13 protein-coding genes and 1 tRNA gene are annotated in these 13,665 nt (G+C 70.3%); 10 read left to right on the forward strand and 4 right to left on the reverse strand.

Annotation, left to right across the window (positions count from 1 at the left end):
* The 3 genes from VGH85_00160 to topA form a co-directional block, all read left to right on the forward strand.
* A partial coding sequence (locus VGH85_00160) for a sodium/proton-translocating pyrophosphatase (GenBank protein HEY2172203.1) occupies positions 1-773 on the forward strand: 773 nt, incomplete at its 5' end.
* A gap of 9 nt (positions 774-782) precedes the next feature.
* Positions 783-1,364 carry a hypothetical protein gene (locus tag VGH85_00165; protein ID HEY2172204.1) on the forward strand — a complete coding sequence of 194 codons (582 nt, stop codon included), beginning with the start codon at positions 783-785 and terminating at the stop codon, positions 1,362-1,364.
* Between the two features lie 290 nt (positions 1,365-1,654).
* Positions 1,655-4,414: a type I DNA topoisomerase gene (gene topA, locus VGH85_00170; GenBank protein ID HEY2172205.1), complete on the forward strand. Its 2,760-nt coding sequence runs from the start codon at positions 1,655-1,657 to the stop codon at positions 4,412-4,414.
* Here topA and VGH85_00175 read toward each other — a convergent pair.
* Positions 4,411-5,223 (reverse strand): trans-aconitate 2-methyltransferase, encoded by an 813-nt coding sequence (locus VGH85_00175; GenBank protein HEY2172206.1) that lies wholly within the window; start codon positions 5,221-5,223, stop codon positions 4,411-4,413. The genes topA and VGH85_00175 overlap by 4 nt on opposite strands.
* Positions 5,224-5,291: 68 nt before the next feature.
* Between VGH85_00175 and VGH85_00180 the strand changes: the two genes are divergently transcribed.
* The 7 genes from VGH85_00180 to VGH85_00210 all read left to right on the forward strand — a co-directional run bounded on the left by VGH85_00180 (position 5,292) and on the right by VGH85_00210 (position 12,180).
* Entirely contained in the window at positions 5,292-5,804 is a 513-nt protein-coding gene (locus tag VGH85_00180) for a MarR family transcriptional regulator (GenBank protein ID HEY2172207.1), read from the forward strand.
* A 99-nt stretch (positions 5,805-5,903) separates the two neighbouring features.
* Complete coding sequence (gene tmk, locus VGH85_00185) at positions 5,904-8,132, forward strand: dTMP kinase (GenBank protein ID HEY2172208.1); 2,229 nt, start codon at positions 5,904-5,906, stop codon at positions 8,130-8,132.
* A gap of 44 nt (positions 8,133-8,176) precedes the next feature.
* The gene (locus tag VGH85_00190) at positions 8,177-9,310 is read left to right on the forward strand and encodes a DNA polymerase III subunit delta' (GenBank protein HEY2172209.1); all 1,134 of its coding nucleotides are present in this window, start codon (positions 8,177-8,179) and stop codon (positions 9,308-9,310) included.
* Between the two features lie 135 nt (positions 9,311-9,445).
* Positions 9,446-9,880, forward strand: coding sequence for a hypothetical protein (locus tag VGH85_00195; protein HEY2172210.1), 435 nt, complete (start codon positions 9,446-9,448; stop codon positions 9,878-9,880).
* A 7-nt stretch (positions 9,881-9,887) separates the two neighbouring features.
* The gene (ricT, locus tag VGH85_00200; GenBank protein ID HEY2172211.1) at positions 9,888-10,739 is read left to right on the forward strand and encodes a regulatory iron-sulfur-containing complex subunit RicT; all 852 of its coding nucleotides are present in this window, start codon (positions 9,888-9,890) and stop codon (positions 10,737-10,739) included.
* A gap of 47 nt (positions 10,740-10,786) precedes the next feature.
* Positions 10,787-10,862, forward strand: a tRNA-Thr gene (locus tag VGH85_00205).
* A gap of 112 nt (positions 10,863-10,974) precedes the next feature.
* Complete coding sequence (locus tag VGH85_00210; protein HEY2172212.1) at positions 10,975-12,180, forward strand: IS481 family transposase; 1,206 nt, start codon at positions 10,975-10,977, stop codon at positions 12,178-12,180.
* A 171-nt stretch (positions 12,181-12,351) separates the two neighbouring features.
* On the opposite strand, the gene VGH85_00215 is transcribed toward VGH85_00210, so the two are convergent.
* The 3 genes from VGH85_00215 to VGH85_00225 form a co-directional block, all read right to left on the reverse strand.
* Complete coding sequence (locus VGH85_00215; protein ID HEY2172213.1) at positions 12,352-12,672, reverse strand: tyrosine-type recombinase/integrase; 321 nt, start codon at positions 12,670-12,672, stop codon at positions 12,352-12,354.
* Between the two features lie 143 nt (positions 12,673-12,815).
* A complete protein-coding gene (locus VGH85_00220) occupies positions 12,816-13,223 on the reverse strand; it encodes an ATP-binding protein (protein ID HEY2172214.1) in 408 nt (135 codons plus the stop codon).
* 59 nt (positions 13,224-13,282) lie between these two features.
* On the reverse strand, positions 13,283-13,665 hold a 383-nt coding region (locus VGH85_00225), incomplete at its 5' end, for an MMPL family transporter (GenBank protein ID HEY2172215.1).

Genomic DNA, 13,665 nt, shown 5'->3' on the forward strand with positions numbered 1-13,665 from the left:
TGACCAAGGCCGGCGAGCCGGCCTTCGATGCCGCCGGCAAGCTGACGAAGTTGTCGTTCAGCCTCGATCTGTCACAGCCGAACAACCTGTTCGGCGTGATCATCGGCGCCTCGGTGGTGTTCTTCTTCAGCGGCCTGGCGATCAGCGCGGTTTCGCGTGCTGCCGCCCGCGTCGTCTACGAGGTTCGCGAGCAGTTCCGCACGAAGCCCGGGATCATGGACTTCTCCGAGCGCCCGGACTACGGCCGCGTGGTCGACATCTGCACCAAGGACTCGCTGCGCGAGCTGGCCACACCCGGCCTGCTTGCGATCCTCGGCCCGATCGGTGTCGGGTTCCTGCTCGGCATCGGCCCGCTGGCGGGTTACCTGGCCGGTGCGATCGGCGCCGGCGTGCTGATGGCGATCTTCCTGGCCAACTCCGGTGGCGCGTGGGACAACGCGAAGAAGATGGTCGAGGACGGCGTGCACGGCGGTAAGGGCACTGCGGCCCATGAGGCGACCGTCATCGGCGACACCGTCGGTGACCCGTTCAAGGACACCGCCGGCCCGTCCATCAACCCGTTGATCAAGGTGATGAACCTGGTCGCGGTGATCATTGCGCCGGCGATCGTGAAGCTCTCCGTCGGCGACAGCGCCAGCGTCGCCGGACGGGTGCTCATCGCGGTCGCCGCCATCGCGATCGTGGTCGGTGCCGTCGTCATCGCCAAGCGCCGCCAGGTGTCGGTGGGCGCCAACCCGGCGCGTACGCCGACGCAGGTCTCGCCGCCGACCTAGGCTGCGGCAATGTCAGGCCAGCTGTCCTTCTTCACCGCGGGCGTCCGCCCGCCGGAGGTCGATGACCTCGAGGGCATCCTGGCCGGTCCCGGTCAGGCCGTGCGGCGTCGCGACACCGCCCGCCTCTCCGTGCGCGTCGACGCGGAGTGGCGGGCCGACGCCCTCGTCGCCGCGTGCGCCGAGCGGAGCCTGTCCGCCGAGCGCGGTGAGGACGACGGGGAACTCGTCGTCCGTACGCCGTTCAGTCCACGGTTGCTCCCGCTCGCCCACCGGTGGCTGCGCGGAGCGGTCAAGCAGCCACCGGTCGGCTTCACCCTCGACGGGGCACGGCTGCGCCTGTGGGCGCTCGCCGCCGGTTCCGCCGCGCCGGCCGGCTACCTGCTTCGCCTCGGCCCCTCCGATCCGGCGGTCTGGCCCCAGGTAGGCGCGGCCCTGGCGGCGGCGGGCGTCCCGGCCGTCTTCGTCGGCCCCCGGGCGGACGGCCCGGGCTACCGGGTGGTCGGCCGCCGCCGGCTGGCCCGGCTCGGCGAGCTGGTCGGCGAGCCACCGCCCGGCGGGTCGGCCCAGTGGCCTGTCCCGGGCGGGATATAACGGACGTTTACCCGGCAAGTCGGGCGCATTTCGTGGCCCGCCCGAGGATGATCAGATCGGCGGGTTACGTTGCATGAGGGGTTGGCATGTTTGCCGACGCGCGTCCGCTGACGCACACTGCGGGCGGACCGGGCGGTAGTCGAACCCGCCCGCGACCGGCCCCGTAACACCGTCCCTCCCGATCCTGGAGCACCGTGGCGACCTCGACCGACAGCCCTCGCACCGCCGGGTCCACCCGGCGCACTTCGGCGACCCGTCGGCGGGGGGCCCAGGGCGGCGGCAGCGCGCTGGTGATCGTCGAGTCGCCGGCCAAGGCCAAGACCATCGCCGGGTATCTGGGGTCCGGCTACGTCGTCGAGTCGAGCATCGGGCACATCCGCGACCTGCCCCGCAACGCCGCCGACATCCCCGCGAAGTACAAGGGCGAGTCCTGGGCGCGGCTGGGGGTGGACGTCGACCGTGGCTTCGAGCCGCTCTACGTCATCAGCCCGGACCGCAAGCAGCAGGTCGCCCGGCTCAAGAGCCTCCTCAAGGACGCGAGCGAGCTCTACCTCGCCACGGATGAGGACCGCGAAGGCGAGGCCATCGCCTGGCACCTGATCGAGACGCTCAAGCCGCAGGTGCCGGTACGCCGGATGGTCTTCCACGAGATCACCCCGCAGGCCATTCGGGACGCCGTCGCCAGCCCGCGCGACCTCAACCAGGCGCTGGTCGACGCCCAGGAGACCCGGCGGATCCTCGACCGGCTCTACGGCTACGAGGTCAGCCCGGTGCTGTGGAAGAAGGTCATGCCGAAGCTGTCCGCCGGGCGGGTGCAGTCGGTGGCCACCCGGCTCGTGGTCGAGCGGGAGCGCGCCCGGCTGCGGTTCGTCGCCGGCCAGTACTGGGATCTCGACGGTCTCTTCGACACGGGGAGGCAGCCGACCGACACCGACCCCGCGACGTTCACCGCGACCATGGTCGCGATGGACGGCCGGCGCCTCGCCACCGGCCGCGACTTCGACCCGGAGACCGGCGCGGTCCGCACCGACGCGTTCGCCCTCGACGAGCAGTCCGCGCGGCGGCTCACCGAGACGCTGGCCGACACCGCGTTCACCGTGAGCCGGGTGGAGGAGAAGCCCTACACGCGCCGGCCCTACCCGCCGTTCATCACCTCGACCCTGCAGCAGGAGAGCGGTCGCAAGCTCCGGTTCCCGGCGCAGCGCACGATGCGCACCGCGCAGCGGCTGTACGAGAACGGCTACATCACCTACATGCGGACCGACTCCACCAACCTGTCCGAGACGGCCCTCACGGCCGCCCGGCAACAGGCCCGCGAGCTCTACGGCCCCGACTACGTCCCGCCCGAGCCGCGGACCTACGTACGCCGGGTGAAGAACGCCCAGGAGGCGCACGAGGCGATCCGGCCCGCCGGCGACACCTTCCGGACGCCCGGCGAGGTCGCCGGGGAACTGTCCTCGGACGAGTACCGGCTCTACGAGCTGATCTGGCAGCGCACCATCGCCTCGCAGATGACCGACGCCCGCGGGCAGACGCTCTCGGTGCGGATCGCCGGCACCGCGGCGAGCGGGGAGAACGTCGAGTTCGCCGCGACCGGGCGCACGATCACCTTCCCGGGTTTCCTGCGGGCCTACGTCGAACAGACCGACGAGGGCGCCGAGCGCGACGACGCCGAGCGGCGGCTCCCGCGGGTCGAGGAGGGCCAGTCCCTCACCGTGCGGGAGCTCGAGCCCAACGGGCACACCACGTCGCCGCCTGCCCGCTACACCGAGGCCAGCCTCGTCAAGGCCATGGAGGAGCTCGGGATCGGCCGGCCGTCGACGTACGCGTCGATCCTGCAGACCATCCAGGACCGCGGCTATGTCTGGCGCAAGGGAACCGCACTGGTGCCGTCGTGGGTGGCGTTCGCGGTCGTCGGGCTGATGGAGTCCTACTTCGGTCGGCTCGTCGACTACGACTTCACCGCGTCCATGGAGGACGACCTCGACGCGATCGCCGCCGGCAGCGAGGAGGGCGTCGACTGGCTGACCCGCTTCTACTTCGGCTCCGACGCGGGCCAGGAGGGCGGCGTCTCGCGTTCGGGCGGGCTGAAGAGCCTCGTGTCCGACCGGCTCGCCGAGATCGACGCCCGAGGCGTCAACTCGATCCCGCTGGCCAACGGGACGCAGCCGCCGACCGTCGTCCGGGTCGGCCGTTACGGCCCCTACCTGCAGCGAGCCGGCGACGACGGGGCGCGTGCGTCGATCCCGGAGGACCTCGCGCCCGACGAGCTGACCCCCGAGAAGGTCGAGGAGCTGCTCTCCGCCCCGTCAGGCGACCGCGTTCTCGGCAACGACCCGGAGACCGGTCAGGAAGTGGTCGCCCGGTCGGGACGCTACGGGCCTTACGTCACGATGACCCTGCCCGAGGGCAGCAAGGAGAGGCCGCCGACCGGGAGCCTGTTCAAGTCGATGTCGCTCGACACCGTCACTCTCGACGACGCGCTCCGGCTGCTGTCGCTGCCGCGGGTGCTGGGTACGCCGCCCGACGGCGAGGAGGTGACGGCGCTCAACGGCAGGTACGGGCCCTACGTCAAGAAGGGGACGGACTCGCGGTCCCTGGCCTCGGAGGAGCAGCTGTTCACGGTGACCCTCGACGAGGCCATGGCGCTGTTCGCCCAGCCGAAGGCGCGCGGGCGGCAGGCCGCGGCGCCCCCGCTGCGCGAGATGGGGCCGGACCCGGCGACCGGAAAGCCGATGCTGGTCAAGGACGGCCGGTTCGGGCCATACGTCACTGACGGCGAGACCAACGCCAGCCTGCGCAAGGACGACGAGGTCGAGACCCTCACCGTGGACCGGGCGACCGAGTTGCTCGCGGACCGCAGGGCGCGGGGGCCGGCGCCCAAGCGGACGCGGGCCAAGGCCACCAAGTCGACGAAGTCGACCAAGGCGGCCAAGTCCACGAAGGCAACCAAGTCGACGAAGGCGACCAAGGCGGCCAAGAAGACGAGGTCGGCCAAGGCCGCCGCGAAGCCGGCCAAGAGCACGACGTCGTCGACGCGGGGCAGCTAGGCGGCCGGTCCTCCCGGCTTGCGGGCGACCACGAAGACCCGCCGGAACGGGAACACCGTGCCGTAGTCGGTGCGCGGGTATTCGGCGCGCAGAGCGTCGGCGTACTGCGCCGTGAAGTCGGCGGCGTCGCTCTCGTCGAGGCGGTCGAGTACGGGCCGCAATGCTGTTCCTCTGGTCCATTCGAGCACCGGGTCCGCGCCGGCGAGTACGTGCAGGTAGGTGGTCTCCCAGGCGTCGACGGTGCATCCGGTGCGCGCCAGGATGTCGAGGTAGTCGCCCGGGTCGAGGGAGCCGGCCCGGAGCAGATCGCTGCCGAGCTTGTCGTGCCATTGCAGTGACCGGACCAGGTCGGCGAGCGCGGTGTGGCTGGGGCCACCGAAGTTTCCGGGAACCTGGAAGGCCAGCGATCCGCCGTCCGCCAGGTGATCCACGAATCGAGGAAGCAGCTTCTCGTGCCCGGGCACCCATTGCAGCGCGGCATTGGACACCAGGACGTCGACCTGTTCGCGCGGTGTCCAGTCGGTGATGTCACCGGCCTCGAAGTCGACCGACTCGGGGATGTCGAGTGCTTCGGCCTGCGCCAGCATCGCGGGCGAACTGTCGACTCCGTGCACCGATGCTGACGGCCATCGCCGGGCGAGCGTGGCCGTGAGCGCACCGCCACCGCAGCCCAGATCGACCACGTACGACGGATCGCTCGCCTGCACCCGGTCGATCAGGTCGGCGAACGGACGGCTCCGCTCGTCGGCGTAGCGGTCGTACTGGGTCGGGTCCCATTCCGGCATCGGCCAACACCATTCTCTTGACATCGAGATAGATGCTGCTCAGCCTTGTCGAGGAGATATCTCGATGTCAAGGCACACGCTAGGGTGATCGGATGCACGACGAGGTCGACCGTCTGATGGCGGCGTGGCAGCGGGAGCGCCCCGACCTGGACAGTTCCCCCCTCGCGGTGCTGAGCCGGGTGAGCAGGCTCGCCCGCCATCTCGACCGGGCCCGCCGGGCGACGTTCGACGCGCACGGTCTCGAGGGCTACGAGTTCGACGTCCTGACCGCGCTGCGGCGGGCCGGGCCGCCGTACCAGCTGTCGCCGGGTGAACTGCTCGCCCAGACCCTGGTCAGCTCCGGCACGATGACCAACCGGATCGACCGGCTGGAGGCCCGCGGGCTGGTCCGCCGGATGCCCGATCCGGCCGACGGGCGGGCGGTGCGGGTCCGGCTGACCGCGCGCGGCCGGACGAGTGTCGACGCCGCCTTCGCCGACCTGCTGGAGCGGGAGCGGGAGTTGCTGGGCGGGTTGAGCGAGCGGGCCCGGGCTAGCCTCGCGGGCGCCCTGCGCACGGTGCTCGCGCCGTTCGATGCCGAAATCCGCCCGAATGGGCAGGCCTGACGTGGGTCCGCTTCGCCTCCGTGGCGGTGTCGGGGCAGGTCGTTACAGTGGTGGCGGGTTGGCGCCGACCCGTGACCGACCTGCCATACGCCAGGGGGAATGATCGCCAGCGACCTCACCGCGCCGCCGCCGGAGGTTCCCGGGGGTGGTGGTGGCGCGGGTGAGGACCAGACGTTCGCCTCGTCGACGAACAAAATCCGCACCGTGCTGCGGATCCACGACTTCCGTTGGCTGTGGATCTCGCTCGCGCTGTCGAGCACCGGTGACTGGCTCGGCCTGCTGGCCAAGACCGCACTCGCCACCGATCTCGTGCACTCCTACCGGGCCGCGAACTTCGCGCTGGGCGGTGTCCTCGTCGCCCAACTGCTTCCCGCCGTGCTCTTCGGCCCGCTGGCCGGTGCCTTCGCCGACCGCTTCGACCGTCGACGCACGATGGTGCTCTGCGACGTGCTGCGCTTCGCTCTCTTCGTCTCCATCCCGATTCTCGGATCCCTGATCTGGCTGTTCGTCGCGTCCTTCCTCATCGAGTGCCTCAGCCTGTTCTGGATCCCGGCCAAGGAGGCGTCGGTCCCCAACCTGCTCAACCGCAAGGACCAGATCGAGTCGGCCAACCAGCTGTCGTTGATCACGACCTACGGCATCACTCCGGTCGTCGCCGCGGCGCTGTTCGCCGTACTGGCCTGGACCAGCAAGGCTCTTGCGCTCGCCGTGCCGTTCTTCAAGGCCAATCAGGTCGATCTCGCGTTCTACTTCAACGCGCTCACCTTCCTGGTCGCCGCGATCACCGTGGCCCGGATCAAGCGCATCGGTGGCAAGCGGGCGCCGGGGAGCTCGGTCCAGAACCCCGGGATCCTGCGGTTGATGCGCGACGGACTCGCCTTCGTCGGGCATTCGCCGATGGTGCGCGGCCTGTTGATCGGCATCCTCGGCGCCTTCGCCGCCGCCGGCACGGTCATCGGCACCGGGAAGATCTACTCGGCGAGCCTCGGCGGGGGAGACGCCGCCTACGGCCTGCTCTTCGGCGCCATCTTCGTCGGGCTCGGGCTCGGCATGGCGTTCGGCCCCAGGATTGCGCGCGAGCTGTCGCGCCGCCGGTTGTTCGGAATCGCGATCGTCTTCGCGGGCGCGTGCCTCGTCCTCATGGCCTTCATGCCGCTGCTCGTGCTGGCGATCACGGCCATCGTCGGCGTCGGTTTCGGCGGCGGGATCGCCTACCTGTCCGGCATGACCCTGATCGGTTCCGAGGTCGAGGACGACGTGCGGGGTCGGACGTTCGCCCTCGTGCAGTCGCTGGTGCGCGTGGTCCTGATCCTGACCCTCGCCGCCGTGCCGTTCCTCGTGGGCGTCGTACGCCAGCAGCAGATCACCATCGGCAGTGCGCACATCACCATCGACGGCACCAGATTCCTGCTCGTGGCCGCCGGCCTGCTGGCCGTCCTGGTAGGCATCCTGGCCTACCGGCAGATGGACGATCGCAACGTCGTTCCGCTGGTCGCCGACCTGGTGAGTGCGTTCCGGGGTGACAGTACGAAGCGGCGCAGGCTCACCCAGGGCGGCTTCTTCGTCGCCTTCGAGGGCGGTGAGGGCGTCGGTAAGACCACCCAGATCGAGCGACTCGCCGAGCACCTGCGGACCCGTGGCGTCGCAGTGGTGAGCACGCACGAGCCCGGCGCCACCGACACCGGCGGAAAGGTGCGGCAGATTCTGCTGAACCGTGGTGACGCCGCGCTCAGTCCGCGGGCCGAAGCGCTTCTGTTCGCCGCCGACCGGGCCGACCACGTCGACACGGTCATCCGTCCTGCATTGGAGAGCGGCGCGGTGGTGTTGACCGACCGCTACGTCGACTCCTCGCTGGCCTATCAGGGCGCCGGTCGGGCGCTCGCTCTGGACGAGATCCGTCAGCTGTCGAAATGGGCCACCGATGGCCTCCGACCCGACCTCACGGTCCTGCTCGACCTCGACCCGGAAATCGGGCTGGCCCGGGTCGACAAACGCGGGGTCGCCGACCGGCTGGAACAGGAATCGCTGGACTTCCACCGCCGGGTCCGGGAGGCGTTCGGCAGCCTGGCGGAGAGCAACCCGGACGCCTATCTGGTGCTGCCCGCCGACCGCGATCCGGACAGCCTCGCCGGAGAGGTCGCGACGGTCATCGACGGCCTGCTCCGGGCGCGCGGAATCCCGGCACCGGAGGCCGAGGAGGGTGAGGTCGACGCCGCCGATCCGGTCGACGGGGATCGCGACGAGGACGATGGGGGAGTGGCGGAGCCGATGTCGCGACCGACCCCGGAATCCTCCCAGGATCGGTCGGAACTGGAGCGGAAACGGTGACGGTCTGGGACGAGGTGGTCGGTCAGCCCGAGGCGGTCGCCGTCCTGCGGGAGGCGGCCGGTGCCGCCGCCGCGGTGGTCGCCGGCGACCCGGCGGCACCAGGGGCGATGACGCACGCCTGGCTGTTCACCGGGCCACCGGGGTCGGGCCGGTCCGTCGCCGCTCGCGCCTTTGCGGCGGCCCTTCAGTGCCCCGACGGCGGTTGCGGGCACTGCGCCGAGTGTCACACCGTCCGGGCCGGCACCCACGCCGACGTGCACCTCGTCGTCCCGCAGGGGTTGTCCATCCCGGTCCAGGAGATGCGGTCCATCGTGTTGACCGCCGCCCGCGCACCGTCCGGTGGTCGCTGGCAGGTCGTCGTCGTCGAAGACGCCGACCGGTTGACCGAGGCGGCCGCCAACGCCCTGCTCAAGGCGATCGAGGAGCCGCCGGCCCGCACCGTGTTCCTGCTCTGTGCCCCGTCGACCCATCCCGACGATGTTCCGGTGACGGTCCGGTCCCGGTGCCGGGTGATCAGCCTGCGGACACCCTCCGCGGCAGCGGTGGCCGAGGTGCTGGTCCGGCGGGACGGCGTCGACCCGGAGCAGGCGCACTGGGCCGCGCAGGCATCGCAAGGTCATGTGGGCCGGGCCCGCCGGCTGGCGCGCGACGAGCAGTCCCGCGAGCGGCGGCGGGCCGTGCTCGACATCCCGGCCCGGCTCACCGACCTCGACGCCTGCCTCGCGGCGGCCGATGCGCTGGTCAAGGCCGCCGAGGAGGAGGCCGAGGCGTTGTCCGTGCAGCGGGACGAGCCGGAGCGTGAGGCGCTGGCCCGGTCCCTCGGCGCCGGCGGCACCGGCAAGGGCACGGCGGCGGCCACCCGCGGCTCGGCCGGTGCGTTGAAGGAACTCGAGCGGCGACAGCGGTCCCGGTCCACCAGGGCCGGGCGGGACGCCCTCGACCGGGCCCTCGTCGATCTCGCCGGGTTCTACCGCGACGTGCTGCTCGTCCAGAGCGACGCCCGGGTCGCGCCGGCCAACCCGGACGTGCAGGACGGGGTGCGCCGCGTCGCCCGGCTGACGCCCGAGGCGGTGCTGGCCCGGCTGGACGCCGTACTCGCCTGCCGCGAGGCGCTGGAGCTCAACGTCAAGCCGCGGGTCGCGGTGGAGGCGATGACCGCGGCGCTGCGCCTGCCCTGACTTGTCTCGTTTCGATGGGGCAATCCCGGTGAAACGGTGAACCAGTCGATCATCAGTCTCGTACCTTGGGTCATGAAGGTCACCCAGTCGGGTGTGGCCTCGGCGCGCTGGCGGTGACGTATGTCCACGATGGCGATGACCGATCGCCCCGAATCCAACTATCGGGTCGCTGAGATCGTCCTCCGGCTTCTCGTGGTGGCCGGACTCACCGTCGACGCCTACGTGCACGTCGACAGCGCGCACGGGTACGCCGTGGGTTTCGGCACCGGCTGGTTCACGGGCCAGACCCTGTTCCTGATCGAGGCGGGGGTGGCGTCGTTCGCCGCCCTGATGGTGCTCGTCACGGGCGCCCGGATCGCCTACGCGTTCGCCTTCCTGGTGGCCGCCAGCGCCTTCGGCGCGGTGATGCTCTACCGGTATGTCAACGTCGGCAAGCTCGGACCGATCCCGAACCTGTACGAGCCCATCTGGTTCACCCAGAAGACGGTCAGCGCGATTGCGGAGGCCGTCGCCTTGGTCGCCGCGGCCATCGGTGTGGTGCTGCCGCGAGGGAGCCGTAGACTCCGCTGACGTGGGCATGCTCTGCGCGGTCAGCTTCACCCGCTACGGACGGCTGTACTACCTCGATGCGGGTGACCTCTCGCCCAAGGTCGGCGACAAGGTGCTCGTCCCGACCGACGACGGACCCGAGGTCGCGGAATGCGTCTGGGCGCCGCAGTGGGTCTCCGACGACACCGAGGGCTTCCCGGTGCTCGCCGGGATGGCCGACGAGGGCGCGATCGAGCGCGACGAACGGCTGCGCCGGCGCAAGGCCGAGGCGAAGGTGGCCGCCAAACGCCTGATCCGCGAGCACGGCCTGCCGATGAAGGTCGTCGGGATCGACCACCTGCCCGAGCCCAACCGCACGACCATCTACTTCTCGGCGCCGCAACGGGTCGACTTCCGGGCCCTCGTCCGCGACCTCGGCGCGACGCTGAAGTGCCGCGTCGAGTTGCGTCAGCTCTCCGCGCGGGACGAGGCGCGGGCGCAGGGCGGCATCGGCTCGTGCGGGCGCGATCTGTGCTGTGCGACCTTCCTCCGTGACTTCGAGCCGGTGTCGATCCGCATGGTCAAGGACCAGGATCTGCCGCTCAACCCGTTGCGGATCTCCGGTGCCTGCGGCCGGCTGATGTGCTGCCTGAAGTACGAGCACCCGCTCTACGCCGACTTCGCGGCGTCCGCCCCCGCAGTGGGCTCGCAGGTGGAGACGGCCGAGGGACCGGGACGGGTGGTCGGTCACAACGTGCCCGCCGATTCGGTCGTCGTACGGCTGAACGACGGGGGCCGGCGGTGCGCGTGCAGCCGGGCGAGCGTGTGCGGGTCGCGCCAGGACTACGAGGCGAGCCCGGCCAGCAAGGGTCCGGTGGGCGGCGAGTCGCCGACCGGCTAGCGGCTACACTTGCCGCGGCCACCGGCCGGGCGTAGCCCGGGCGCCGTGCCGCCTTAGCTCAGTCGGTAGAGCGGCTCACTCGTAATGAGCAGGTCGTCGGTTCGATTCCGACAGGCGGCTCCACCAAAATGTATTGCGTCGCCTGATGCTTGACGGTCGGGCTTCGGTTGATGGTTGACGGTGTTTCGGCTGATGCTTGACGGCTTCTTCGGCTGATTGTTGACACTCCCTCGGTATGAGGGAGTTGAGCGTGGTTGAGCAGCGGTATCAGGCTGTGCTGGCGGTCATCGCCGAGGGCCACAGCGTCACCGAGGTGGCCCAGCAGTGGGGGGTGTCGCGGCAGACGATGCATGCCTGGCTGGGTCGGTACGAGGCCGGCGGCCTTGCCGGGCTTCAGGACGGGTCGCACCGGCCGCGGTCGTGTCCGCATCAGATGCCGGCGGTGGTGGCGGCGGCGGTGTTGGAGTTGCGGCGGGTGCACCGGTGGTGGGGACCCCGGCGGATCCGGCATGAGCTGGTGCGGGGCGAGTTGGTGCCGGCCGGGCAGCTGCCGTCGGAGTCGGCGGTCTACCGGTGTCTGGTGCGGGCCGGGTTGATCGAGTCCGAGCGGCGGGTGCGGCGCGCTGACCGGTTCCGCCGGTGGGAACGGGGGACGGCGATGGAGCTGTGGCAGATGGACCTGGTCGGCGGGTTCGCGCTGGCCGACGGCACCCACGCCAAGGCGTTGACCGGGGTGGATGACCACTCCCGGTACTGCGTGTCGGCCCGGCTGATGGCCCGGGAGCGGACCCGGCCGGTCTGCGACGGATTAGCCGCGGCGCTGCGGGCGCACGGAGTGCCGCAGCAGGTGTTGACCGATAACGGGCGGGTGTTCACCGGCCGGTTCGGGCATCCGCCCACCGAGGTGCTCTTCGACCGGATCTGCCGGGAGAACGGCATCGAACACCTGCTCACCGCGCCGCGGTCCCCGACCACCACCGGCAAGATCGAGCGGCTCCACCGCACCCTGCGCGCCGAGTTCGACACCCGGCAGGTATTCCGGTCCCTCAACACCGCCCAGCAGGCACTCGATGAGTGGGTCTCCTACTACAACACCACCCGGCCGCACCAGGCACTGGGCATGAGCACCCCCGCCGCGAAGTTCACCGCACCCCGCGAACCAGATGTCCCCGGCTCACCGGTCCCCGAACTCACCGCGCTGCGCCAGGACCGGACCGGCGACACCTGGGTGGCCCGGCACGTGTCCCGCAACGGCGTGGTCTGTGTGTCCTGGCAACAGATCTGCCTCGGCATCAGCCACGCCGGCAGCCAAGTCGACATCCACGTCGACGACGACCTCCTGCAGATCTGGTCCGGACCCGAACTGATCAAAACCGTCAAACGCACCAGCCGAGGGGAGGTGCGCAAGAAGAACGCCTCCACCCAGGCAACACACACCTAATCTGTGACCGGGAGTGTCAACGATCAACCGAACAACACACGTCAAGCATCAACCGAAGGTGAACAGCGGCTCCACCAAAACCCCAGGTCAACGCCGCGCGCGAGCCCTGGCTCGGGGACCTGAACCGGACATGCAGGGCCCCGAGCAGCCAAAGAAGCAGCCAAAGTGTTCCTACGGCGCCGACCACAGCGCACCTTCCATCCGCTCGGCAGCCTCTATGGCGAGCTCCGGAGCTACGTGGCTGTAGGTGTTCAACGTGACGCTGATCTGCGAGTGACCCAGCACCTCCATCACGACCCGGGCGGGCACACCTTGCGAGAGCAGCAGGCTTGCCGCCGTATGCCGAAGGTCGTGCAAGCGCACGGGCCTCAGACCGGCGCGGGCTCCCTGCAGCAGCACGCACCCCATGACGGCCACGTGGACGGGGCGGGCCCAGCGGCGCAATGAGGACAGCGCCCCACTGGCATCGGCGCTGACCCCTGCCGTCGACATTCCCGTTACCGAGCATGGGCGGGGGCGGCAGGGCTAGCGTCGAGGTGGCCGGGTAGCCGCCCGAGAAAATTCTCATGACCCACGCCGGACAGTCTCACCCAGTGGTGGTCGTCAGCGGATTGCCGGGCACGTTTGTACCGACATCAAGCCGTTATCTGGCGTATCTCGTTGTCGGCGAGAAGGAGCCAGATGGTCTTGCCGACCGGGCGTCGGCGTACTCCCCACGAGGCCGCGAGAGCCTCGACGACCTGCATTCCCCGACCGGCCACGGCCTCGCGCGAAGGTGGCCGCAGCACAGGCCAGTCGGGTTGATCGTCGGCGACACTGATCTCCACGCCGGACCGGACACGTGCGACCGTGAGAACGATGGGTGGCCGCCCGTGGATCACAGCATTGGTGACCAGCTCGGAGACCATCAGTACCGCTGAGTCACGAGATGACTCGGTGCGGAACGCTGAGCTGCTCTGGATGAAATCGCGCGCGCAGCGGGGTGCGCGGGGCCCATTCGGCAGGGCAAGAACGAATGGTGTCTTGGCCAATGGCCTAGCCATGGTGAGCTGCCTCCTCGGGCTTATTGCCAAAGCTCGCCGAGATTCAGCCGTGTTCTGGCTCACCGCGGATGCCTGCTCTCGACAGCCTCACGTTGTTCGGTGCCTGGTCGATGGCTGGCGGTGGCAGGTGGGGTGGGTCGTTGCGGGAGTGAGGTTCCTTCGATGTCGAGGTCGGGGAGAATCCGGTTGAGCCAGCGGGGGAGGTACCAGGCGTGTTTGCCGGCGAGGGTAAGCACGGCGGGCACGATGGTCATGCGCACGGCAAGGGCGTCGCAGGCGACTCCGATGGCCAGGGCGAGGGCGAGGGATCGGATGGTGGTGTCCGCGGAAAGGAGAAAGCTGGCGAAGATGCAGGTCATGATGAGTGCTGCGGCCACAACGACCCGGGCGGCGGCGGCGCCGCCAGCGACGATGGCGTGACGAGCGTCGCGGGTGTGGATGT

It is taken from the genome of Mycobacteriales bacterium (assembly GCA_036497565.1).
Taxonomy (GTDB): Bacteria; Actinomycetota; Actinomycetes; order Mycobacteriales; family QHCD01; genus DASXJE01.